The following is a 20,390-nucleotide window of genomic DNA, read 5'->3' as shown; positions in this document are numbered from 1 at the left end:
TGTTTTTGCACTGCAGGAAGGCGGCATCGAGCGTTACGAGCTTATATACGCCGCGTGACCCACTTTGGATGCGGTGCAACATTCCGGTCATAGTCCAGTTTCGGGACGTACAGAGCAGCTTGCGTCGAGGAAAAAGCGGGACGCTCGGCGTACGATCGACGCCAGTTCCAAGCTTTTAGGCGGAGGTGCCGCAAGATGCGACTCGCGCGCGCAACGCGGCGAGAAGCACGATCATGATGCCGCCGATCTCGAGAACCCAGTTCCACTTCACGCCAAGTATTGTCGCGTTGATGAACCGATCGACATGATGAAACGAGGCGGCGCGAATAAGAACGTAAGTATAGATCGAGCAAACACCAACCACAGCGGCCCGCATATTGCGCCGCAGCATGGGAAAGCGTCGCACGATGAAGAAGGCGATGATTGGCGAGGCCATCGCCAGTCCAATGATGAACGCAAGCTGAAGAGTGCGACGCTCTGCAAACCAGCCATGCTGGAGCGCATCGTCGCGAAGTAGCTGAGTAAACAGCGATTGCAGGTCAAGCTGCTTGTTGATGCCCAGCGCCAGCATCATCACAGCGACGATCGCCCAGAAGCGCAGACCACCACGCGCATCGTGCATGGCGCGACGCGCCGCCATCGCACACGCGCCTGCCGCGATCAGGTAAAGCGCGACCGTAACCCAGCCGATCACGCTCGGATCGCCGATCCGCGGCGTCCAGCGCTCGTTCAACGCCCCCGGCCGCGCTGCCAGCGGTGTGCCAGCCGGAAAATGCGCGGACCGTCGACCAGATAGCGCCGCCACAAGCGGCCCGGCTGCGACGCCAGCCGATGCGCCCATTCCAGCCCGAGCCGTTGCACCACGCGCGGTGCGCGGCGTTGGCGCCCGACGATGAAATCGAGCGACGCGCCGATGCAAAGGCCGCAGCCATGGGCACCACCCGCCTCGGCGATCCGTGCCGCGAGCAACTCCTGTTGCGGCGATCCGACCGCGATCAACACGAACCGCGCCGCTGCCTCGCGACCGAACGCCACCGCAGCGGCCAGCGCGGCGGAATTGCCGAGCATCCCCATCGGCGGGATATGCTGCACAATGCCGAGCGTCGGAAAGCGCGCACGCAACGCCGTCAGCAACGGCTCGTCTCCCCCGATGATCGCGATCCGGTCGCCCGGCTGCGCCACGTCCGCGAACAGCCGGACGGTCAGGTCGCTGCCCGGCGCGAGCGGTAGCTCGATGCCATAGAAACGCGCGAGTCGCGCCAGCACCCGACTGTCGCACAGCACCAGCGCCGCAGCGCGATAGGCTCGCCACAGCTCACCCCCGACCGGGTCCTGCTCGCCAAGCGCCTCCAGTCTGACGATATGGTCGACATTGGGGGTGACGACGTAGCGGAAGGGTGTCGCCGCCGTGATTTGCCGTAGCCATGTCACCGCCGCATCGGTGTCGAGCGGATCAAAGTCGATGCCGATGAAGGTGCGGCGCGGCGCGGCGGCGGGCTCAATAGGCATTTTTATCGAACGCCAGGTTCACGACCGTCTCGACCATGATGCGCAGGTCGAGCATCAGCGACCAATTGTCGATGTAATAGCGGTCCAGCTCGACGCGTCGCTTGGCCCGCTCGATCGTCTGGATCTCACCCCGCAGCCCGCGCACCTGGGCCAGCCCCGTGATGCCCGGCTTCACGCGATGCCGCGCCGCATAGCCGCGCACCGCGTCGAAGTAATAATGGTCGCCGACCTTCATATGCGTGGCGTGCGGACGCGGGCCGACGATCGACATCTCGCCGCGCATCACGTTCCACAGCTGCGGCAATTCGTCGATGCTCAGCTTGCGGATCAGGCGCCCGACCGGCGTGACGCGCGGATCGCCCTTGGTGGTGCGCGCCGCGCCGCTCACGTCCTGCCGGTCGACATACATCGACCGGAACTTCCACACGAGGATCTCGCGGTTGTTGAACCCGAAGCGCGGCTGCTTGAAGATCACGGGGCCGCGGCTGGTCAGCTTGATCGCCGCGGCGGTCACCACCAGCAGCGGCGCCAGCAGGACGATCGCCACCGTCGCGACCACGAAATCCTCGAGATCCTTCACGATCGTATTGCCGTCGCGCATCTGGCGCTGCCAGAGCGTCAGCACCGGGATCTGCCCGACGAAGTTGACGCGATAGTCGGGCGCCAGCGCGATCGCCTCGCGCGGGATCAACGAGACGTCGACCGCCACCTCGCTCAGCTTTTCGATGATCACTTCGACACGCTCGCGCGTCATGTCGGACAGGGCGATCAGCACCTGATCGACCTCACCGTCGCGCGCCATCGCGAGCAATTCGGGAAAGCCGCCAATGAACGGCAGGTCGTCCACCGCCTGCGGGTCCGCGGCGCGGGTATAATCGTCGGCGACCCCGACCAGCAGCAGTTGCGGCAGCGCCTGCAGATCGAGCATCCGACAGGTGCGCGTCAGCGTATCCTTGTCGGCACCATAGAGGACGACGCGCTGGCGGATGCGGCCGCTATCGGCCAGCCGTCGCAGCGCCGCGCGCAGCACGAACCGACTGACGAACAACAGCCCGGTCACCGCCCCGACATAGGTGAGCGTCAGCCCGCGCGAGAATTCGTCGACCAGCCCGAACTGCCAGACGATCGCACTGCTGAGCAGCGCCGACATCAAATAATCGACCGCCACCGCGGTGTCGCCGGACTGGAGCAGGACGATCGATTGACCGTAGACGCCCCGCGACTGGCGGATCAGGAAGAAGGCGATCCCCGCGATGAAAGCGGCCGCGGTGTGCACGCCCGGCACCACCGTCTGCTGGAAGATCGTGGTGTAGAGTATCACCGCGACGGGTGCGCTGACGATCAAGCACAGAAGGTCGACGGTCATCACCATCGACGGGATAACGTTCGACGTGAAGCGCCGTCCCTGAACCGTTCGCGATCCTGCCACCTGTTGCCGTCCCGATTCCGTCGGGTCGTTATCGCCCCGCGCTACCATTGCGCACGCGCTACACGCTTTTGCTCAACAAATTGCTGCTGAAGGTCGGCAAGTTCGTCCGAACGCCCCGCCTTCACGAGAAATTCGCGCAGCCCCCCGAACAGCAGCGGATCGGCACCGATCGCCTGGATACCGGCGCGATAGGTGTTTTCCGCCAGTTGCGGCTGCCCCGCCAGCGCATAAGCGCGCGCCAGCCGTACGCGATCGTCCGCCGACCGCGGCTTGCTGGCCACAAGTCGCTGCGCATCGAACACCGCCTGCCGCCCGCGCCCGGTACGCAGGTACAGATCGGTGCGCGCACGCAAGGCCAGGATGTTGCCGTCATCGAACGTCAGCACCGCATTCAGCAGCGTCAGCGCTTCGTCGTCGCGCCCCTGCATCGCCTGCGTTTGCGCCAGCAGCGCGAGTGGCGCCGCGTTGGCAGCGGTCACGGGCAGCGACACCAACGGCGCGACCAGCGCCTCCGCATCGCGCGCCTGCCCGGCCAGCATCAGGAAATAGGCGTAGCGCATCTTGTCGGCGGTCGAGGCCTGCGCCGCGAGCTGGCGCACCTGCGCGATCGCGGCGTCGCGCGGCTCGTATTGCAGCCACAGGCCGAGGATGTCGATCAACCGACCTTGATGTTCGCCGCTGCTCGCAATTGGATAGGTGAGATCGTGCGCCGCCGCCCGCTCGCCGAGCCGGTACAAGGTGCGCGCATAGGCGACGCGCAACCCCATGTCCTTCGGCCTGAGCGTTATTTCGCGGCTCTGCGCTTCCTTCTGCCCCGCTAGGTTGCCGAACCGGCCGGACATATCGCCCAGCGCGTCGAGCGCGGTGGCGTCGCTGGGATGGCCGGTGACGAAATCGCTCAGCAACGTCAGCGCGGCATCGGACTTGTTCAGCCCGGCCAGCGCACGCGCCTTGAGGATCGTCGCATTCGAATCGTCGATGCGCGACGCCAGCACCGCGTCGGCATGTTTCAGCGCCGCCTCGTAATCGCGATTGCGTAGCGCGACGAAGCCGAGCGTGGTCTGCGGCGCAGGATCATCAGGGCGAAGCAGCAACACCTGCTTGGCATAGCGCTGCGCATCCTCGATATGGCCGCCGATCACCGCCAGATCGGCCAGCGCCTGCAACACCACCGGGCGATTGTGATCCAGTTCGTTGGCGCGCAGATAGGCGTTGTACGCGCCCGAATAATCGCCGAGCATCAACTCGACCTGACCCAGTTGCTGCCAATAGTCGGGGTTCGAGTCGTCGAAGCCGACCGCCTGCTGCATCGCCAGCCGTGCCATAACGGGATCGTTGTTGGCCATTGCGGCTTCATAGACGGACGCGAATTTGCCCGCACGTTCCTCGCGCGAACCACAGCCGGACAACAGCGCCAACGCCATCGTCGAAGCGGCGATGGCACGCCGCCTTACTGCCCGCCGAGTCGGGGTACGCTTCACAATTGCCCCCCGTACAAGAATGCCGCTTGCCCCCAACAATCTCGTACGTACTTCGTAAGGATTATGCTGTAAGGCACCTGACGATCAGCGCTTTACCCGATAAGGGACGGGCTGGCAAACGATGGAAGCGGCCATGGTGCTGGGCAACGTCGCGGGTGCCGGCACGTCGGCATGGGGGAATGACATGAAGACCAAGCTTTTCTGCGGCATCGGATTGTTGCTGCTGCACGCGACGCCGGCCATGGCGCAACAATCCGCCGCCGCCTCGGCGCGCGGCGCGCCCGCTTTGGGCGCCTTGGTGCCGTATCGCATCAATCCGGGCGACGAACTCGAGATCTTCGTCTGGGGCGAAGAGCGGCTGCAACGGACCGAGCGTGTGCTGCCCGACGGCACCTTCTCCTTCCCGCTGGTCGGCAAGGTCGATGCGCTCAACGCATTGCCGAGCGAGATCGAGGCGCGGATCACCAAGGGGCTGGAATCGCAGTACCGCACCGCGGTGCCGCAGGTGACCGTCTCGGTGAAGACGCCGGCCGGCCTGCAATTCTCGGTGCTCGGCAAGGTGCGCAGCCCCGGGTCGTTCAATCCCGGCCGGTACGTCAACGTACTGGAGGCGCTCAGCCTCGCCGGTGGTCCGGGTGAGTTCGCGCAGCTCGGCAACGTCGTGATCCTGCGCAAGACGCCGACCGGGGTGCAGGCGATCCGCGTCCGGCTGAACGATGTCCTGAAGGGGCAGGTGAGCGACGTCAGCAACGAGACGCTGCCGCTGGTGCGCGGCGGCGATACGGTCATCGTCCCGTGATGCCGATGAATAGTGTAGCGCGCAGGTCCGCCGCGCTGCTGCTCGTCACCACGGCGGTCGCTTTGCCGCTGGCTCCCGTCAGCGCGCAGGAGATGCGCGTTGCGGTCGACGTGTCGGCGGGCGGTGCCTATTCAACCAATCCGTTCCTGATCCGCGGCGGCGGTGGCGGCGCGGCATCGACCGAACTGTCGGTAACCCCGCAAGTCAGCTTCGTCGACGAGCGCAGCGAGGCCTCGATTGTCGCGCGCTATCGCCGCAGCGACTATCTGACGCGCTACAGCTCCGCAGAGGCTTATGGCTTCACCGCGCTCGCGCGTCGCGCGATGAGCGCGCGGCTCAATATGCGCGCGGACGTGTCCTTCGACAGCTCGATCATCGGCCAGAACGGGTTGGGCGTCGTCGGCGTCGTCGATCCGACGCTCACGCCGGGTCCGGTTCTCGGCACGCCCGACATCACTTTGATCGGGCTGAACCAGCGCCAGACGACGATCTCCGCCTCGATGGGCGGCGACTATCGCCTCAGCTCCCGCGACACGCTCAATGCACGGGCGAGCATCACCCGCATCAGCTATGGCGACGGGAACGACGCCGGCCCGCTGCTGTCGTCGCGCACCACTGCGGGCACGGTCGGCTATAGCCGCGCCTTGTCGGAACGGCTCAGCCTCGGTGCGCAAGGATCGGGGTCGTGGATCGACTATGACAACCCGAGCTATTCGGGGCACACCTATTCGCCGCAATTGACGCTCAATTACCAGCTCAATCCGCGGATCAACCTGTCGGGTGGCGCAGGCGTCGTCTTCGTCTCCTCGACCACGCCGCGCGGGACCTTCAACACCACCGGCTTCTCGGGCACCTTGAACGCGTGCCGCAATGCCGGCCGCTCGGTCCAGTGCCTACGCGCTTACAGCGATGCACAGCCGACCGGGTTGGGCGACGTTTCGCTGCGTTACGGCGCGGCGCTCGACTATTCGTACCAGCTGCGCGAATTCGACCTGGTGCGGGCGTCGGTCGATTATTCGCGACTGAACACCACTTCGAACACCACCCTGCAGGCGCCGAACACGGACTTCTTCAGCGCGCAGACCAGCTATGAGCGCAGCTTTACGCGCCGCGTCTTCGCCGGCGCGTCGGTAGGGTATCGCCAGGCCAATGGCCGCGGCTTTGGCAGCCCCTCCGACGTGACCTTCCGGCTTTTCCTGCGAACCAGACTGGGCGATATCCGGTGAGTGACAGCGTAGACAATGAAGATCAGGCCGCCGCTGGCGGGGGCTTCATCAATTACATCCCGCGAGATCCTGTGGGAGCGCAAATGGCTCGTGATCGTGCCGTTCGTGCTGCTCTCAGTCGCGGGGATCGTGACCGCATTCGTGTTGCCGCGCATCTATCGGTCGAGCGCAACTTTGCTCGTCGAATCGCAGGAGCTGCCGTCGGCGCTCGTGACGTCGCCGATCAACACGATCATCGACCAGCGGATCGCCAAGATCCGTGAGCAGGTGCTCAGCCGCGGCGACCTGATCCAGCTGATCGAGCAGAACAACCTGTACGAAAAGGAGCGCCGCTCGAAGCCGCTGTCGTCGATCGTGACGAAGATGCAGGAAGCGACCAAGCTCGACGCGGTCAGCGGTGACATCGGCGGCGGCGCCCAGCCGGGCGGCACCAACACGATCGCCTTCACGATGAGCTATGATTATGCCGACCCTGCCAAGGCGCAGGCGGTGATGCAAAGCTTCGTCAGCCGCTTCCTTGAGATCGACGCCACCACCATGGCGGCGCAGGCCAACAATACCGTCGATTTCCTCCAGGATCAGGCCAGCAAGCTGACCTCCGAGATCAACGGGATCGAGAGCCAGATCACGTCGATCAAGGCGCGTAACGGCACGGCGCTGGCGACCAACGGCATGGTGATGCCCGCCAACACCGGCACCTACAGCGCGCAGATCGCGCAGTTGCAGAGCGAGAACCGCCAGCTGATGGCGCAGGTCCAGCGCAGCGGCGGCAAGGATCCGCTCGTCCAGCAGGCTGAATCGGCACTGGTCGCGGCGCGCGCGGTGTTCGCCGAGACGCACCCGGACGTGATCCGCGCCAAGTCGCGGCTGCAACAGGCCAAGGACATCGCCGCCTCGCAGGGCAACAGCTCGGACAATGCGTTGGTCCAGAGCCAGATCCAGGCGAACAACGCCCAGATCGCGCAGCTCCAGCAATATCGCGCCTCCGACGAATCGCGCGCTGCCGCAGGGATGGCCGCGCAATCGCGTGCGCCGGTGTTGCAGGAACAGGTGTCGCAGCTCGAAGCCCGTGCCGCGACGCTGCGCGACCAACTCCGCGACGTCTCCGGCAATGTGCTGCGCGCGCAGAATTCGGCGCGGATGGCGCAGGAGCAGAAGGGTGAACGCCTGTCGGTCGTCGATCCGCCCTCCGCGCCCGACAAGCCGGTATCGCCCAATCGGCTGTTGCTGATCGGCGGCGGGATCGCCGGCGGGCTGGGGCTGGGCATCGTGCTGGCGCTGGCGCTCGAGTTCATGCTGCGCCCGATCCGTGGCGTCGGCCAGATCCAGAGCCTCGGCCTCGAGCCGCTCGCGCTGGTGCCGACCTTCGTCCCCGACCGGCCGCTCGGTGAGAAGCCGCGCCGCCGCTTCTTCCGCCTGCCGGCCTTGCGTCGGCGACGTCAGGCGGCGACCGAGCCGCAGGGTGCGCTGTGATGACCGATACCGCATTGAACAAGGTCGCCAGCGACCTGCGTCCCGCCGCCCCGCTCCCGACGCTCCAGGAGGCTCGCCAGTTCGCCTGGTCGGTCACCGAAGCGAAGCAGCGCGGCATCTATGGCTTCGACAGCCGCGACGTGCGCTCGCGTCCGTTCAACCTGCTTCGCTCGCGGCTTCTGAAGCTGCATCGAAACAAGGGCTGGCGGCTGTTCGGGATCGTCTCGGCGACACCCGCGGTCGGCAAGTCGTTCATCGCGACCAACCTGTCGGCCGCGCTGTCGCGTACGCCGGGGATCGACACGACCCTGGTCGACCTCGATCTGCGTCGCGGCTCGGTCGCGACCAACTTCGGGTTGACCGTCGAGCGCGGGATGCGTGACTTCTTCGAAGGAACGGTGGCGTCGCTTGACGAACTAGCGCTGCATCCGGAGGGCGAGCGCTTGGTGATCCTGCCGACCGACAACGCCCCGGCGCGATCCGCCGAGTTGCTGTCGTCGCCGCGGATGGACGCGATGGTCGCCGCGATGCGCGCGCGCCCGACGCACAGCATCTTCCTGTGCGATCTGCCGCCGGTGTTCGCCAACGATGACGCGACGATCGTGACGACCAAGCTCGACGCCTACATCCTGATCGTCGAGGAAGGGCGGACCACGCGCAAGCAGATCCAGGACGCGCTGCATGTCCTCGATCAGGCACCGTGCGCGGGTGTCGTGCTCAACCGCTTCGATGGCGGATTGCTGACCGACAATTACGGCTACGGCTATGGCGCGGGCTATAGCGACTATTACAGCAAGTAAGCCGGATGGCGGGTGCCGGTCCGGCACCCGCCCCGTTCACCTCAATACCTTTTCGGCATCCACCAGCCGCACGTCGTGCATCTGGTTGAGATAGGCCTCATAATAGCCCTTGTGCGAGGCACCCACGATCGCCAGCAAGCGCTTGCCCGGCTGTAGCCCCAGGATGTCGCGGATATTGGCGACCATTCGCAGGTTGCGCGTCTCCCAATAACCCAGATAGCCACGCCCGAAGCGCTGCGCCGACGGCTCGACGAAGGTCGCGCCGAAATCGCTGTGATAGGCGAGATCCTGCGCGCGCGGCGAATTCAAGGCGCGGTACAAGGCCATGATGCCACCTGGCTGCATGATACCCGCCTCCAGCGGTGCAGTGAACGCCCGTCGCTCGCGGCCGGCGGGATTGTCCCACGCCCGGGTGATCGCTTCGCCATAGGCCTTCTCCTGGTCGGGCGGGGTGGGGCTGTCGGCGCTATGGTCGTCGACGCTGTATAGTCGCTCAAGCCCCAGCCGCGCCGCCAATGCTGCCGCCAGCCATTCGGTCTCTCCGGGTTGACGCCAATGCCGCTCGATCACGGCCAGCATCGCCGCGTCTAGACCATCGCCGATCCGGCGCTCCGCCTCGGGCAGCCGCAGCCATTGCACCAGCGCCGACCCTGGTTCGCCCGCTGCCAGGAACAATGCCGCCAGCCGCCGCCGCTGCGCCGCGCTCGGCGCGGCGGGCCACGTCGCAAGCATCTGCTCCACGGCGACATTGGCCGCGGGCACGTCGAGGCCGAGCGCCTTCCCCGCCGCCATAGGGTTGAAGCAATAAACTTGGACGCTTTCGGCATAGCGCGACGGAAAGCGGCGCATCGAATCGCAGAGCAATCCCGACATGTTTTCGGTCGCGATCGCCTGCGGCTGCCATCGCGCGAGCCGGTCGAGCAGCGGCGTCAATGCTTCGCGGGACAGGCTCTTGTAGGAGGAAAGGTGCGGGCTACCCAGCACCAGCACCTGATTGAGCGGCCCGGGCGGTGGCCCCTTGAGCCGGTCGGGGCGAAAGCTGGGCACGTAATCCTGTGCCGCGGCGGCGAGCGGCAGGCTGCCCACGGCCAGCGCCACCATGCCGCGCATCAATCGTCCAAGAAATTGCATCGTCACCCCCGGCTGTCATCCGGAGTGTATTATGCAGACAACACTCTGCGCCGCAAGCCGCGGATGCGAACGGGGCCGGTTTGGTAACCGACCCCGCGGTACAGCTTACTTTGCGGCAGCGCCCGCCGCCGGCGTCCCGTTCGCGACCGGCGCATAGCCCGGCTGGTATTCGATCTTCGCGGTCGAGCGAAGCTGCTTCACCTGATCCGACAAGCCGTTGCGCGCATTCTGCTGGCGCAGCGCCGCCATCGCCGCCTTGCGCATGTCGTCCTGCGACATCTGCACCGGCTCGCGCCCGACGATGATGTTGGCATACAGCTTGCCGTTGGCCGGAAGCACGAACGGCTCCGTCGCGGGCAGCGCGAAGATGCGCTTGAGCGCCTCGGGCGGCACGCTGGCCGTGTCGAGACGACCGCTGGTGCGCGTGAACGGGATCTTCAGCCGCGTCAGCGTCGCCGCGACCGCGTCGAGCGAATGTGCATCCGCCAGCGGCGCCAATGCCTTGGGATCGGACGGCGCATCGATCGCGATCTGCTGCAACGCCAGGATCTGACGCTGCCCGAACTGATACGGGTTCTGCGCGATGAAGGCATCGACCGCCGCCTGGTCGGGCAGCTTCTGGCTGCCGGCCTGCCGCTCGGCGTTCATCGAGATCAGCAGCTCGTCGTTGAGACGGCGCTGGCGGCTCAGGAATTCCGGCGACTTGTCGACCCCGTTCTTGCGCGCGGCTTGTGCGAGCAGGCGACGGTCGATCAGCCCTTGCAGCAATTGCTGGCGGGCCAGCTTCTGGTCGGCGCTGGGCGGCACGTTCGCCATCTGCAGCTCGCCGTTCAACTCGCCCGCCGAAATCTCTTCGCCGTTCACCACCGCGACGCTCTGCCCGGTCGCCTTGCGATCGCAGGCGGTGGTCACGAGCGAGAGGGCGGTCACGGCCAGCAATGCACCACGCTTAAACATAGGATTCCCCCTGAGAGACTTTGACATTGCGGCGTTACTAGCACCCGCTGAACAAATCCTGTAGTGCCTCACGGCGGTAATTGGGAACCTTACATGGAAACGGTCTACGATTGGGTCACACTGGCCATCTTTGCCGGCCTCGTCGTGCTATTCCTGCAGCGTTCGATGGCCGACGATCATCAGGATTCGATGCTCGCCTATCTCGCCGGCGCGGCAATGTGTGCGCTCGCAAACTATCTCGGCAACGAAGGGCATGACCTGTTGGCCAGCCTGCTGATCGTCGCCAATCTCGCCTTTATCGTGCTTGTCCTCAAGCCGATCGAGCTGCCGCGCCGTTCCTGACGGCGCGACGCGCGCGGATCAGCGCGCGTCGATATCGAGGAAGCGGCGCACGTCGGCTGGTACGGAGGCGAACATCGCCTGCACGAAGCTCGTCAGCGCTGCCATCCCCGCCTCGCGATCCGGCGTCAGCGCCGAGACGCGCACCAGCACCGCATCGGGCACATCGCCCTTCAGATTGGCGCGCGCCACCGACCAGCGCTGCCGCGCCCAGGTCAGCGGCATATCCTCACCGACACGGGTCCAGTAAAGCAGCTGTTCGGTGCGATCGTCGGCGTTCGCCGTGATCGACGTCGTCTCCAGCCGGCTGCCCGGCAACGCGACCGGCAATACGCTGCGATGCGACAGCGTGAAGCCGCCCGCCGGATAGCAATATTCCGGACGATGGACCTGCAATACGCCGGTCTGCCCGCCGCTCTGCGCGATCAACAGCATGATCGGCAACGCATTCGGCGCGACATAGACGCGCGTCATCAGCTGCGAATACAGCGCATCCTTGAGCTGATCGGCGGGGGGCACCACCAGCCCGCTCTTCGAATAGAATTCCCACGCGCCGATCTGGGTGGGGATCAGCTTGTCGATCTTGCGGTCCCCGAGCAGGTCGATGTGGTGCCGCGGCACGCGCGCCACCGCAGCGCCCGCGGTCAACAGGAACGCACCGCCCAGCAGCGCCTGCCGGCGGCTGATCGAAGGCCGGTCGGCGGCGTGCTCAGTTGTCGTCATGGCCATTCCCCAGGGCGCGGCGCAGCGGCGCGGCCAGCCCGTCCAGCGCGAAGATCGTCAGCACTGAGATCAGGAACATCACCAACCCCGCAAAGTCGTGCGCAAAGCCCTGCGCCGCGGCGTCGCCGAAATAATAGGTGATGAGGATCAGCAGGATGACGCGAACGAAGTTGGCGAACACCGCGATCGGGATGATCGTCAGCATCAACAACGCGCTGTAGCGCCAATTGGCGTGATGTCGGACGTAGATGTAAAACAGACAGATTGCGGTCAGGCTAATGATCGAATTGAGCCCGGCGCAGGCCGCGGCGACCAGCAGGTCGTATTGCGCGATCTGGATCGACACGCCCGAGCTGCCGATCGGATAGCCGAGCGCGTAGAGCAGGTTCACCGCCTGTTCGGAGATCGCGATCTTGATCGGCTGCGTGATGACCGCAACCAATTGGTCCGGCGGAGGGAAGACGAAGCCGAGGTAAAGGAGCGGGAACCACAGTTCGCGCAGCACCCGGCCGCCGAAGATCAGATAGCCTGCCCCCAGCAGCGCGCCGTAGAAGGCGAAGCCCTCGACCTCAATGATGCCGGTGATGTGCGCGAGCAGATAGGCGAACAGGCACAACGCGACGAACGCGCCGCCCAGCAACGCATTGCCCGGCGCGCGCAACCGCATCGCCCCCGGCACCTCGCGCCACATCAGCCACATTCCGGTCGCCAGCACCAGCGGACCGTGCCCGCCCTGCTCGGTCGACCAGCTGACGCGCGCGACGGTGAGCATCGTCGGGATACCCAGCGCAATGATCCCGGCGATCAGCAGCCACGCCGCCGCCGACAGCTTCGGCCAGCGCAACGGTACGGCGCGGCGTCGCGACGGCTTGTGGTCTGCGCTCTCCCATGTTCCGACGGCTTCGTTATTCAACTTATCTGTTTCCGACGCGCGGGCACAATCCTGGTTGGCACCGGCGCCCCATCCGGCTTGGACCTTGTAGACACTCCACTTCTCCGCCGCAACACACGCGACGATGCGACCAAAGGCGCACTTCCCGTCGCGGGACGAGGGCTATGGCGGCATCTTTCTCAAGGTCCGGTAAACTGTTGCCGTGGCATGGCGGTCGGCGGCGCGACCGCCTACACGCGGTCGACAGCGGCTTGGTACGGGCATCGGGGATAGGGCTATGGAGGTGATTGGGACGATCGTGGCGGTGGCGCTCGCCGCGCCGCTCGTGGTGCTGACCGCGACCTTCGCGGTGGAGGTGCTTGCCGGGCTGCGTACGATGCGCGGCGCCGCGGTCACCGCCGGCACCGCTCCGGTCGTGATCGTCATGCCCGCGAACGACGAGGCGGCGGTCATCACCCGCACGCTGACGTTGCTCGCCGCCGAGTTGCCCGATGGGTTCCGCGTGCTGGTGGTCGCAGACAATTGCACCGACGATACGGCCGCCCTCGCCGAGCAGGCCGGCGCCGAGATGTTGCGCCGCGACGATCCCGTCCACCGCGGCAAGGGTTTCGCGCTCGCCCATGCCCGCGATCATCTCGCCGCGCAGGCGAACCCGTGCGCGGTCGCGATCGTGCTCGATGCCGATTGCACGATCGATCGCGAGTCGTTGACCGCGTTGGCCGCCGCCGCGCAGCGGACCCCGGCGCAGGCAAGCTATCTCATGCAGCCCGAGCGCGACGCCGCGCCGATGGTGCAGGTGTCGAACTTCGCCTTCGCGATCAAGAACCTCGTCCGGCAACGCGGGCTCCAGCGGCTGTCCGGCCGCGTCAATCTGACCGGCACCGGCATGGCCTTTCCGTGGCCAGTCTTTCGCGACGCACCGCTGGCGACCGACGATATCGTCGAGGATCTCGCGCTCGGGCTCGACCTCGCACGGCGCGGCACGCCGCCGCGCTTCGCCGCCGGCGCGACGGTATGGAGCGCCGCGAGCAGCGCCGAAGGCACGCTCAAGCAGCGGACGCGTTGGGAGGGCGGCTTCATCGCCACGTCGCGCCGCCATGCGCTGCCCGCGATCGCCGCTGGGCTGCGTACCGCCAATCCCCGCGCGATCTGGGCGGGGCTGAGCCTCGCGGTACCGCCGCTCACGCTGCTGCTGCTGCTCGACGTGGTCGGGCTGGTCGCACTCGGCCTGCTGACCCTTGTCGGGGCGGCGGCGTGGCCGGCGCTGTTGCTCGGCACGTTGCTGCTGCTCGCGCTCGCTGCCCTGGTGGCGGCATGGGCGCGCGTCGGTCGCCCATTCCTGTCCGGTGCGGCGGCGGTGCGGCTGCCGCTCTACATCTTGTGGAAGATCCCGCTCTACCTCGGGCTCGTGCGAAAGCGCCCGACCGACTGGCTGCGCGCCGGCCGTTAAAGCGCCGCGGGCACGCGCCGCCGTTCGAGGCGCTTGCCAAGTGCGATCATCGGATGCTCGAACCTGAAGGTCGACAGGTGCGCTGCGGCGAAGGTCGCGGCGAAAAGCAGCGGGCGCTTGGCATATTTCACCAGCGTGTCCCCACTGCCCAGCCACGTCGCCGACAGCATCCCATGGAACACGTACACCGCATAGGACACCTCGGCGATGTAGCGCGCCGGCCGCGAGGCGAACAGTGCGCGCATCCAGCCCGGCGCCGCAACGATCGACGTCCCCACCGCCGCCGCCGCGAGGTACGGACGAAGGTAGTTGAGCGCGCCGGTCCGCTCGTTCGCCGCCGCGACTGTCAGCACCAATAGCACCAATGGCAGCCACATCGGCAGCGCGCGCCGCACCGGTGCCGCGACCAGACGCGCATGGAGCAGCGCCAGCGTCGCCCCGGCGAGGATCTCGTCGATCCGCTGCCAGGTGTAGTTGCTCATCAGCGCGCCGTCCGCGACGCGCCCCAGCGTCACCGCGACGCACAGCACCGGCAGCACCCACAGCCCACGCGCCCCCGCCAGCGCGACGATCACCGCCACCGTCAGATAGAATTGCACCTCGACGCACAGGCTCCACAGATGCTCGCCGCCGTGCATCAGCCGCACCGGCGGCAGATTGGCGACGAACAGCAGATTGGCGAGCATCGTCTGCACGTCAGCGCGCGTCGCGATCGTCAGGATCAGCATTGCCAGCCACGCCAGTGGCACGATCCGGAACAGGCGCCGGATCAGAAAGGCCCGCACATCGAGCCGATGCAGCATGAACTGCGTGATCAGGAATCCCGACAGCGTGAAGAACAGCGCCATCCCGGCCCCCGCCACCGCGGCGATCATGCTCCAGCGATGCGGGCCGAGCGGCAGCAGGTGCCCGGCCAGCACCATCAGGATGCTGAGCGCGCGCCAGCCGTCGAGGATCGGAATCCGCTGCATACCCAACTTCCATAACAATGTTTGCGCAAGGCGTAACGCCTCCTTAGTAGCCATAGCCTAACGGTTTGCGCGCGACGCCGCCCGGCGCTCGCGGACAGGCGACAAGCAGGGGATTGGTGCCGGATGGCGCGGAATTATCAATCACGTAAGCGTATTCTGGTCACCGGTGGCGCAGGCTTTCTGGGATCGCACCTGATCGACCGGCTGCTGGAGCGCGGCGACGAGGTGGTGTGCGTGGACAATCTGTTCACCGGCGCCAAGCGCAACATCGAGCATCTGCACGCCAATCCAAGCTTCGAATTCATGCGCCACGACGTGTGCTTCCCGCTGTATGTCGAGGTCGACGAGATCTACAATCTCGCCTGCCCGGCCTCGCCGATCCATTACCAGCACGATCCCGTGCAGACGACCAAGACCAGCGTGATCGGCGCGATCAACATGCTCGGGCTGGCGAAGCGGCTGAAGTGCAAGATCTTCCAGGCATCGACCAGCGAAGTCTACGGCGATCCGCACGTCCACCCGCAGACTGAGGATTATTGGGGCAACGTCAACCCGATCGGCATCCGCTCCTGCTATGACGAAGGCAAGCGCTGCGCCGAGACGTTGTTCTTCGACTATCACCGCCAACTCGGCGTCGAGGTGAAGGTCGCGCGCATCTTCAACACCTACGGCCCGCGGATGCACCCGGCCGATGGCCGCGTCGTCTCGAACTTCATCATGCAGGCGCTCAAGGACGAGCCGATCACGATGTACGGTGACGGATCGCAGACGCGCAGCTTCTGCTACCGCGACGATCTGGTCGAGGGGTTCCTGCGGCTGATGGACACCGCACCGGACGTCACCGGCCCGGTCAACATCGGCAATCCCAACGAATTCACGATCCGCGAGCTGGCCGAGCTGGTCATCGAAATGACCGGCTCGCGCTCGACGCTCGACTATCGCCCGCTGCCGCAGGACGATCCGATGCAGCGTCAGCCCAACATCACCGTCGCGCGCGACAAGCTCGGCTGGGAGCCCAAGGTGCAGCTCCGCGAGGGGCTGGAGCGGACGATCGAATATTTCCGCGACTTCGTGAACTGACCCTCATCCCGTCACCGCGAGCATAGCGACGCTACGCTCGCGGTGACGGGGTCTGTGCCGCCACGACCTCGGCCAGAAACTCCCGATATTGCGCCGCGACTCGCGGCCACGCGAAGTTGCCGGCGCGCGCTACCCCGCGCGGCACCAGCGTCTCGCGTGACGCGATCGCCTGTTCCAGCGCGCGCGCTACCGCTACCGGGTCGGAGGTGTCGAGCAACACCGCATCGTCGCCGACGATCCAGCGCAACCGCGCCGAATCATGCCCGACGACCGGCGCACCGCACCCCAGCGCCTCGATATAGACGTTGCCGAACGATTCTTCCTTCGACAGGTGCAGGAACACGTCGGCCGAACGATAGAGCGCCGGCATCTCGGTCGCCGCTACGGTCAGTCGCCGGAACCGTCCCGGCAGCAAGTCGGCCGCCAGCCGGTCCACCGCCTCGCGCTCCGGTCCGTCGCCCGCAACGACGAGCTGTGCGCCGGGCATGTGGCTCACCGCGCGCACCCCGTCTTCGACGCGCTTCGACGGGATCAGCGCGCTGACCATCAGCACGATCGGCCCCTGCTCGGGCAAGCCCAGTCGCGCACGCTCCGCCGCCCCCGGCGTGAAGCGCGTCGCGTCGATCCCGTTCGGGATCAGCGCGCAGCGCCAGCGATCGCGATTGCGCTCCAGGTAATCGGGGTTGGTGCACACCAGTCCCTCGCAGCCGAAGGTGCGGAACTCCGAATCGTTCGAGATTGCCGGCCAGTCGCCGTTCTGGGTGACGAACACATGCGACGGGCGGCGGCCGCCGATCACCGGTCGCCGCAGCACCCAATTGGTGAACGGGAACGAACAGGTGACGGTCACATCATGATCCGCGGGACGGTAGGCGCGCAGCAATCCGGGCGCGAACGTCGCCTCTTCCCAGCCGGTATCGCTGCGCAGCGCCGGGACACGCGGCAACTTCTCCAGCCGCTCGCGGCGTACCGACCCGGCATGGAGGAAGCGATAGGGTGTGCCCGCGCGCGCTTCACCCGAACCGATCACCGTCACGTCTTCGCCCGCGCGCCCCAACTCCGCGGCCAGCGACAGCAACGCGACCTCGGCGCCGCGCTCGAAGCGGTGGAAACCGGGCAGGGCAAAGAGAATCCGCATCGTCATGTCCTTATCCCGCACGCACAGCCTTCTTGGTCGCTCGAATTTAACCGCTGCAATGCTAGAGGCACGGGCGGTGGATCAATCCGGCTTGATTCGCAACGCTCACTGGACGACCGCTGCGACGGCATGACCTTTTCTTCCCCCACCACACCGACGCGGATCGGTATCGTCGCGATCGGCCGCAACGAAGGCGAACGGCTGATCCGCTGCCTCCGCGCGCTCGACGGCAGCGGCGCGGCGGTCGCCTACGTCGATTCGGCCTCGACCGATGGCAGCGCGGACCGCGCCCGCGCGATGGGGGCGACCGTGGTCGATCTCGACCTCACCCTGCCCTTCACCGCAGCGCGTGCGCGTAACGCCGGCTTGGCGGCGCTTCCCGATGTCGAGCTGGTGCAATTCGTCGACGGTGATTGCGAGCTGGACGGCGCGTGGCTGGCGACCGCCACGGCCTTTCTCGATACGCATCCCGATGTCGCGGTGGTGTGCGGACGCCGACGCGAGCGCTTCCCCGAGGCGTCGGTCTACAATCGCCTGTGCGACATGGAATGGGACACGCCCATCGGCGAAGCGGGTGCGTGCGGCGGCGATCTCGCTGATGCGCGCCGATGCGGTTCGCGCGCTCGGCGGGTTCACCGACACGCTCACCGCCGGCGAGGAGCCAGAGCTTTGCGCGCGGTTGCGGGCCGCTGGCTGGCGCGTGTGGCGGATCGATGCCGAGATGACGCGGCACGATGCGGCGATGCTGCGCTTCAAGCAATGGTGGTGGCGCGCGGTGCGCACCGGGTTCGGCTATGCGCAGGCCGGCGACGCGACCGCCGCGCTGCCGCACCCGCTCTACCGCACCGAGGTGAAGCGCGCGCAGCTGTGGGCGGGGATCATCCCGTTCGTCGGCGTCGCACTGGCGCTGCTCGCCCACCCCGCGTTCCTGCTGCTGCCCGTCGCGGCCTTCGCCGCGCAGGTGGCACGGATCGCGCTGCGCGGCGGGCAGCCGCGCGGCATGGCCTGGCCGCACGCCTTCTTCACGATGCTCGCCAAATTCCCTGAGCTTCAGGGCGTCATCCGCTACCGGCGCGCCCGTCACCTCACCTCGGCGATCACCTACAAATGACCGACCCGCGCATCGCCTATGTGGTGAGCCAGTATCCGGCCTCGTCGCACACGTTCATCCGCCGCGAGGTCGATAGCCTGCGCCGCCACGGCGTCGACATCCGCACCTACAGCATCCGCCGCCCCTCGCCCGCCGAATTGAAGGCGCCCGAGGACAAGGCGTCGTTCGACACCACGCGCTTCGTGCTGCCGATGCGGATGCCGACGCTGCTCGGCGCGCACCTCCGCGCGCTCACGACGCGTCCGGCCGCGTGGTTCTCGCTGCTGCGGCTCGCGCTGCGTCACCGGGCACCGGGTGCGAAGGCGATGCTCTGGTCGCTGTTCCACTTCGCCGAGGCCGTCGTACTCGCGAAGATGCTGCGCGAGGACGGCATCGCATATGTCCACAATCATTTCGCCAATGCCGGCGCGACGGTCGGGATGCTGGCCGCGCGCTTTGCGGGTCTGCCGTGGAGCCTGACGCTGCACGGCATCTCTGAAACCGATTATCCCTCCGGGTTGACGCTCGGTGCGAAGCTGGAAGCGGCGGATTTTGCGGCGTGCGTCTCGTGGTTCGGGCGCGCGCAGGCGATGCGGGTCACCGCGCCCGCGCATTGGCACAAGTTCGCGACCGTGCGCTGTGGGCTCGATCTTCCCAAGCTACCCTCGGCGCCACCGCGCACCGGCCCACGCCGCGAGATCGTCTGCGTCGCGCGGCTGTCGCCCGAAAAGGGTCATCTCGGGCTGCTCGAGGCGATCGCACCGCTCGATGTGACGCTGACGCTCGTCGGCGACGGCCCGATGCTCGCCGAGATCGAAGCGGCGGTCGCCGCGCACGGCATGGTCGACCGGGTCCGCTTCGCCGGCCGCCTCGACGAAGCCGCGACGCTTGCCGCGATCGCGCGCGCCGATCTGCTCGTCCTGCCCAGCTTCATGGAAGGTCTGCCGATCGTGCTCATGGAAGCGATGGCGATCGGCGTTCCGGTGATCGGCAGCCGCGTTGCGGGTGTTCCTGAGCTGATTGAGGACGGGGTCGAAGGTCTGCTGTTCCGCCCCGGCGACTGGGCCGATCTCCGCCGCGCGATCGCGCGTCTTCGCGACGAACCCGATCTCGGCGACCGGCTGGCGACCGCCGCCCGCGCCAAGGTGGAACGCGAGTTCGATATCGCCACCGCGGTGCTTCCGCTCGCACACCGCTTCGGCAAGGATTGAGACGATGCTGTTCGACCATTTCGATCAAGTCCGCGTCATCAACCTGAAGCACCGCACCGACCGGCGCGCGCAGATGCTCGGCGAATTGCGGCGGATCGGCGCGGACAACGATCCGCGCGTCGCTTTTTTCGGCGCCTGCCGCTTCGAGGACGCGGGCACCTTCACGTCGATCGGTGCACGCGGCGTCTATCACAGTCATCTCTCGATCCTGGAGGAAGCCGCCGCGCAGGGGGCGAGCGTGCTGATCCTCGAGGACGACGTCGATTTCACCGCCGGCGCGCACGACACCGCGCTCCCTGCCGACTGGCAGATCTTCTACGGCGGCCATTACGCCGCGAAGCCGAACGACCTGCAGAACAGCGACATCATCGGCGCGCATTGCATGGGGTTCCGCGCCGAGATCGTCCCCGCGCTCGCCACCTATCTGCGCGGGCTGCTCGCGCTCGACGACCATCCGCCGATCGACGGCGCCTATGTCTGGTATCGTCGCGCGCACCCGGCGATCGTCACGCATTTTGCGGTGCCGCCGATCGCGGACCAACGCCCGTCGCGCACCGATATCGCCGAGTTGCGCTTCTTCGATCGCTGGCCGGTTCTTCGTCAGGCCGCGCAATTCGCCCGCCGCTTCAAGCGCTTGCTGGCCCGGCGTAACGGCAGCGCGGCGAACTGATCCTTTCGGTAGCACGCGCAC

At 66.7% G+C, this 20,390-nt stretch carries 20 protein-coding genes and 1 pseudogene; 11 read left to right on the top strand and 10 right to left on the bottom strand.

The features are described 5' to 3' along the window. Positions 1-175 precede the first annotated feature (175 nt). The 4 genes from QP166_RS00900 to QP166_RS00885 form a co-directional block, all read right to left on the bottom strand. Positions 176-733: a hypothetical protein gene (locus QP166_RS00900; protein WP_333914201.1), complete on the bottom strand. Its 558-nt coding sequence runs from the start codon at positions 731-733 to the stop codon at positions 176-178. Then, entirely contained in the window at positions 730-1,509 is a 780-nt protein-coding gene (locus tag QP166_RS00895) for a WecB/TagA/CpsF family glycosyltransferase (RefSeq protein ID WP_333914200.1), read from the bottom strand. Before QP166_RS00895 ends, QP166_RS00900 begins: the two co-directional genes overlap by 4 nt. After that, on the bottom strand, positions 1,499-2,875 hold the full coding sequence (locus tag QP166_RS00890) for an undecaprenyl-phosphate glucose phosphotransferase (RefSeq protein ID WP_333914199.1): 1,377 nt from the start codon (positions 2,873-2,875) through the stop codon (positions 1,499-1,501). The genes QP166_RS00895 and QP166_RS00890 overlap by 11 nt, the downstream gene beginning before the upstream one ends. Positions 2,876-2,979: 104 nt before the next feature. Further along, entirely contained in the window at positions 2,980-4,362 is a 1,383-nt protein-coding gene (locus QP166_RS00885; RefSeq protein WP_333914198.1) for a tetratricopeptide repeat protein, read from the bottom strand. Positions 4,363-4,552: 190 nt separating this feature from the next. On the opposite strand from QP166_RS00885, the gene QP166_RS00880 reads away from it, so the two are divergent. From QP166_RS00880 to QP166_RS00865, 4 genes are read left to right on the top strand one after another with little or no spacing between them, the layout of a single operon-like run. Further along, a complete protein-coding gene (locus QP166_RS00880) occupies positions 4,553-5,218 on the top strand; it encodes a polysaccharide biosynthesis/export family protein (protein WP_333914197.1) in 666 nt (221 codons plus the stop codon). Continuing rightward, positions 5,218-6,444 carry a hypothetical protein gene (locus QP166_RS00875; protein WP_333914196.1) on the top strand — a complete coding sequence of 409 codons (1,227 nt, stop codon included), beginning with the start codon at positions 5,218-5,220 and terminating at the stop codon, positions 6,442-6,444. Before QP166_RS00880 ends, QP166_RS00875 begins: the two co-directional genes overlap by 1 nt. A gap of 15 nt (positions 6,445-6,459) precedes the next feature. Beyond that, positions 6,460-7,917 (top strand): GumC family protein, encoded by a 1,458-nt coding sequence (locus QP166_RS00870; RefSeq protein WP_333914195.1) that lies wholly within the window; start codon positions 6,460-6,462, stop codon positions 7,915-7,917. After that, a complete protein-coding gene (locus QP166_RS00865; RefSeq protein WP_333914194.1) occupies positions 7,917-8,717 on the top strand; it encodes a CpsD/CapB family tyrosine-protein kinase in 801 nt (266 codons plus the stop codon). The genes QP166_RS00870 and QP166_RS00865 overlap by 1 nt, the downstream gene beginning before the upstream one ends. A gap of 36 nt (positions 8,718-8,753) precedes the next feature. Here QP166_RS00865 and QP166_RS00860 read toward each other — a convergent pair whose 3' ends face one another. After that, positions 8,754-9,848, bottom strand: coding sequence for a DUF5694 domain-containing protein (locus QP166_RS00860; RefSeq protein ID WP_333917220.1), 1,095 nt, complete (start codon positions 9,846-9,848; stop codon positions 8,754-8,756). Positions 9,849-9,953: 105 nt separating this feature from the next. Then, entirely contained in the window at positions 9,954-10,805 is an 852-nt protein-coding gene (locus QP166_RS00855; RefSeq protein ID WP_333914193.1) for a SurA N-terminal domain-containing protein, read from the bottom strand. 93 nt (positions 10,806-10,898) lie between these two features. On the opposite strand from QP166_RS00855, the gene QP166_RS00850 reads away from it, so the two are divergent. Further along, positions 10,899-11,147 (top strand): XrtV sorting system accessory protein, encoded by a 249-nt coding sequence (locus QP166_RS00850; protein WP_333914192.1) that lies wholly within the window; start codon positions 10,899-10,901, stop codon positions 11,145-11,147. A gap of 18 nt (positions 11,148-11,165) precedes the next feature. Here QP166_RS00850 and epsI read toward each other — a convergent pair whose 3' ends face one another. Together epsI and xrtV are read right to left on the bottom strand one after the other, a co-directional pair. Further along, positions 11,166-11,867, bottom strand: a complete 702-nt coding sequence (gene epsI / locus QP166_RS00845; protein ID WP_333914191.1) for an exosortase-associated protein EpsI, V-type — start codon at positions 11,865-11,867, stop codon at positions 11,166-11,168. Beyond that, entirely contained in the window at positions 11,854-12,780 is a 927-nt protein-coding gene (xrtV, locus tag QP166_RS00840) for an exosortase V (protein WP_333914190.1), read from the bottom strand. The genes epsI and xrtV overlap by 14 nt, the downstream gene beginning before the upstream one ends. Positions 12,781-13,036: 256 nt before the next feature. Between xrtV and QP166_RS00835 the strand changes: the two genes are divergently transcribed. Next, positions 13,037-14,209: a glycosyltransferase family 2 protein gene (locus QP166_RS00835; RefSeq protein WP_333914189.1), complete on the top strand. Its 1,173-nt coding sequence runs from the start codon at positions 13,037-13,039 to the stop codon at positions 14,207-14,209. Here QP166_RS00835 and QP166_RS00830 read toward each other — a convergent pair. Continuing rightward, a complete protein-coding gene (locus tag QP166_RS00830) occupies positions 14,206-15,180 on the bottom strand; it encodes an acyltransferase family protein (protein WP_333914188.1) in 975 nt (324 codons plus the stop codon). The two genes, QP166_RS00835 and QP166_RS00830, sit on opposite strands and share 4 nt — an antisense overlap. Before the next feature lie 123 nt (positions 15,181-15,303). Here QP166_RS00830 and QP166_RS00825 point away from each other — a divergent pair, with 123 nt between their 5' ends. Further along, the gene (locus QP166_RS00825) at positions 15,304-16,260 is read left to right on the top strand and encodes a UDP-glucuronic acid decarboxylase family protein (protein WP_333914187.1); all 957 of its coding nucleotides are present in this window, start codon (positions 15,304-15,306) and stop codon (positions 16,258-16,260) included. A 31-nt stretch (positions 16,261-16,291) separates the two neighbouring features. Here the strand turns inward: QP166_RS00825 and QP166_RS00820 are convergent, their stop codons facing one another. Beyond that, positions 16,292-17,398: a glycosyltransferase family 4 protein gene (locus QP166_RS00820; protein WP_333914186.1), complete on the bottom strand. Its 1,107-nt coding sequence runs from the start codon at positions 17,396-17,398 to the stop codon at positions 16,292-16,294. A gap of 129 nt (positions 17,399-17,527) precedes the next feature. Between QP166_RS00820 and QP166_RS00815 the strand changes: the two are divergent. The 4 genes and pseudogenes from QP166_RS00815 to QP166_RS00800 form a co-directional block, all read left to right on the top strand. Next, positions 17,528-17,842 (top strand): annotated as a pseudogene (locus QP166_RS00815) (glycosyltransferase family 2 protein); the annotation flags it as partial. Between the two features lie 130 nt (positions 17,843-17,972). Beyond that, entirely contained in the window at positions 17,973-18,509 is a 537-nt protein-coding gene (locus QP166_RS00810) for a glycosyltransferase (protein ID WP_333914185.1), read from the top strand. Continuing rightward, on the top strand, positions 18,506-19,699 hold the full coding sequence (locus tag QP166_RS00805) for a glycosyltransferase (RefSeq protein WP_333914184.1): 1,194 nt from the start codon (positions 18,506-18,508) through the stop codon (positions 19,697-19,699). The genes QP166_RS00810 and QP166_RS00805 overlap by 4 nt, the downstream gene beginning before the upstream one ends. 4 nt (positions 19,700-19,703) lie before the next feature. Further along, a complete protein-coding gene (locus QP166_RS00800) occupies positions 19,704-20,369 on the top strand; it encodes a hypothetical protein (protein ID WP_333914183.1) in 666 nt (221 codons plus the stop codon). Positions 20,370-20,390: the final 21 nt, after the last annotated feature.

It is taken from the genome of Sphingomonas sp. LR60, assembly GCF_036855935.1.
In the GTDB taxonomy this organism is placed as follows: Bacteria; Pseudomonadota; Alphaproteobacteria; order Sphingomonadales; family Sphingomonadaceae; genus Sphingomonas.
The sequence above is the reverse complement of the archived record's forward strand: the minus strand, read 5'-3'. Positions and strand labels throughout refer to the sequence as shown.

Bases quoted from the DNA above. Each gene is read 5' to 3' on its own strand.
- QP166_RS00805 (WP_333914184.1), top strand. From the start codon at position 18,506: ATGACCGACCCGCGCATCGCCTATGTGGTGAGCCAGTATCCGGCCTCG.
- QP166_RS00880 (WP_333914197.1), top strand. From the start codon at position 4,553: ATGGTGCTGGGCAACGTCGCGGGTGCCGGCACGTCGGCATGGGGGAAT.
- QP166_RS00860 (WP_333917220.1), bottom strand. From the start codon at position 9,848: ATGCAATTTCTTGGACGATTGATGCGCGGCATGGTGGCGCTGGCCGTG.
- epsI (WP_333914191.1), bottom strand. From the start codon at position 11,867: ATGACGACAACTGAGCACGCCGCCGACCGGCCTTCGATCAGCCGCCGG.
- QP166_RS00800 (WP_333914183.1), top strand. From the start codon at position 19,704: ATGCTGTTCGACCATTTCGATCAAGTCCGCGTCATCAACCTGAAGCAC.
- QP166_RS00830 (WP_333914188.1), bottom strand. From the start codon at position 15,180: ATGCAGCGGATTCCGATCCTCGACGGCTGGCGCGCGCTCAGCATCCTG.
- QP166_RS00850 (WP_333914192.1), top strand. From the start codon at position 10,899: ATGGAAACGGTCTACGATTGGGTCACACTGGCCATCTTTGCCGGCCTC.
- QP166_RS00885 (WP_333914198.1), bottom strand. From the start codon at position 4,362: ATGGCGTTGGCGCTGTTGTCCGGCTGTGGTTCGCGCGAGGAACGTGCG.
- QP166_RS00835 (WP_333914189.1), top strand. From the start codon at position 13,037: ATGGAGGTGATTGGGACGATCGTGGCGGTGGCGCTCGCCGCGCCGCTC.
- QP166_RS00825 (WP_333914187.1), top strand. From the start codon at position 15,304: ATGGCGCGGAATTATCAATCACGTAAGCGTATTCTGGTCACCGGTGGC.
- QP166_RS00895 (WP_333914200.1), bottom strand. From the start codon at position 1,509: ATGCCTATTGAGCCCGCCGCCGCGCCGCGCCGCACCTTCATCGGCATC.
- QP166_RS00820 (WP_333914186.1), bottom strand. From the start codon at position 17,398: ATGCGGATTCTCTTTGCCCTGCCCGGTTTCCACCGCTTCGAGCGCGGC.
- QP166_RS00865 (WP_333914194.1), top strand. From the start codon at position 7,917: ATGACCGATACCGCATTGAACAAGGTCGCCAGCGACCTGCGTCCCGCC.
- QP166_RS00890 (WP_333914199.1), bottom strand. From the start codon at position 2,875: ATGACCGTCGACCTTCTGTGCTTGATCGTCAGCGCACCCGTCGCGGTG.
- QP166_RS00855 (WP_333914193.1), bottom strand. From the start codon at position 10,805: ATGTTTAAGCGTGGTGCATTGCTGGCCGTGACCGCCCTCTCGCTCGTG.
- QP166_RS00870 (WP_333914195.1), top strand. From the start codon at position 6,460: ATGAAGATCAGGCCGCCGCTGGCGGGGGCTTCATCAATTACATCCCGC.
- QP166_RS00875 (WP_333914196.1), top strand. From the start codon at position 5,218: ATGCCGATGAATAGTGTAGCGCGCAGGTCCGCCGCGCTGCTGCTCGTC.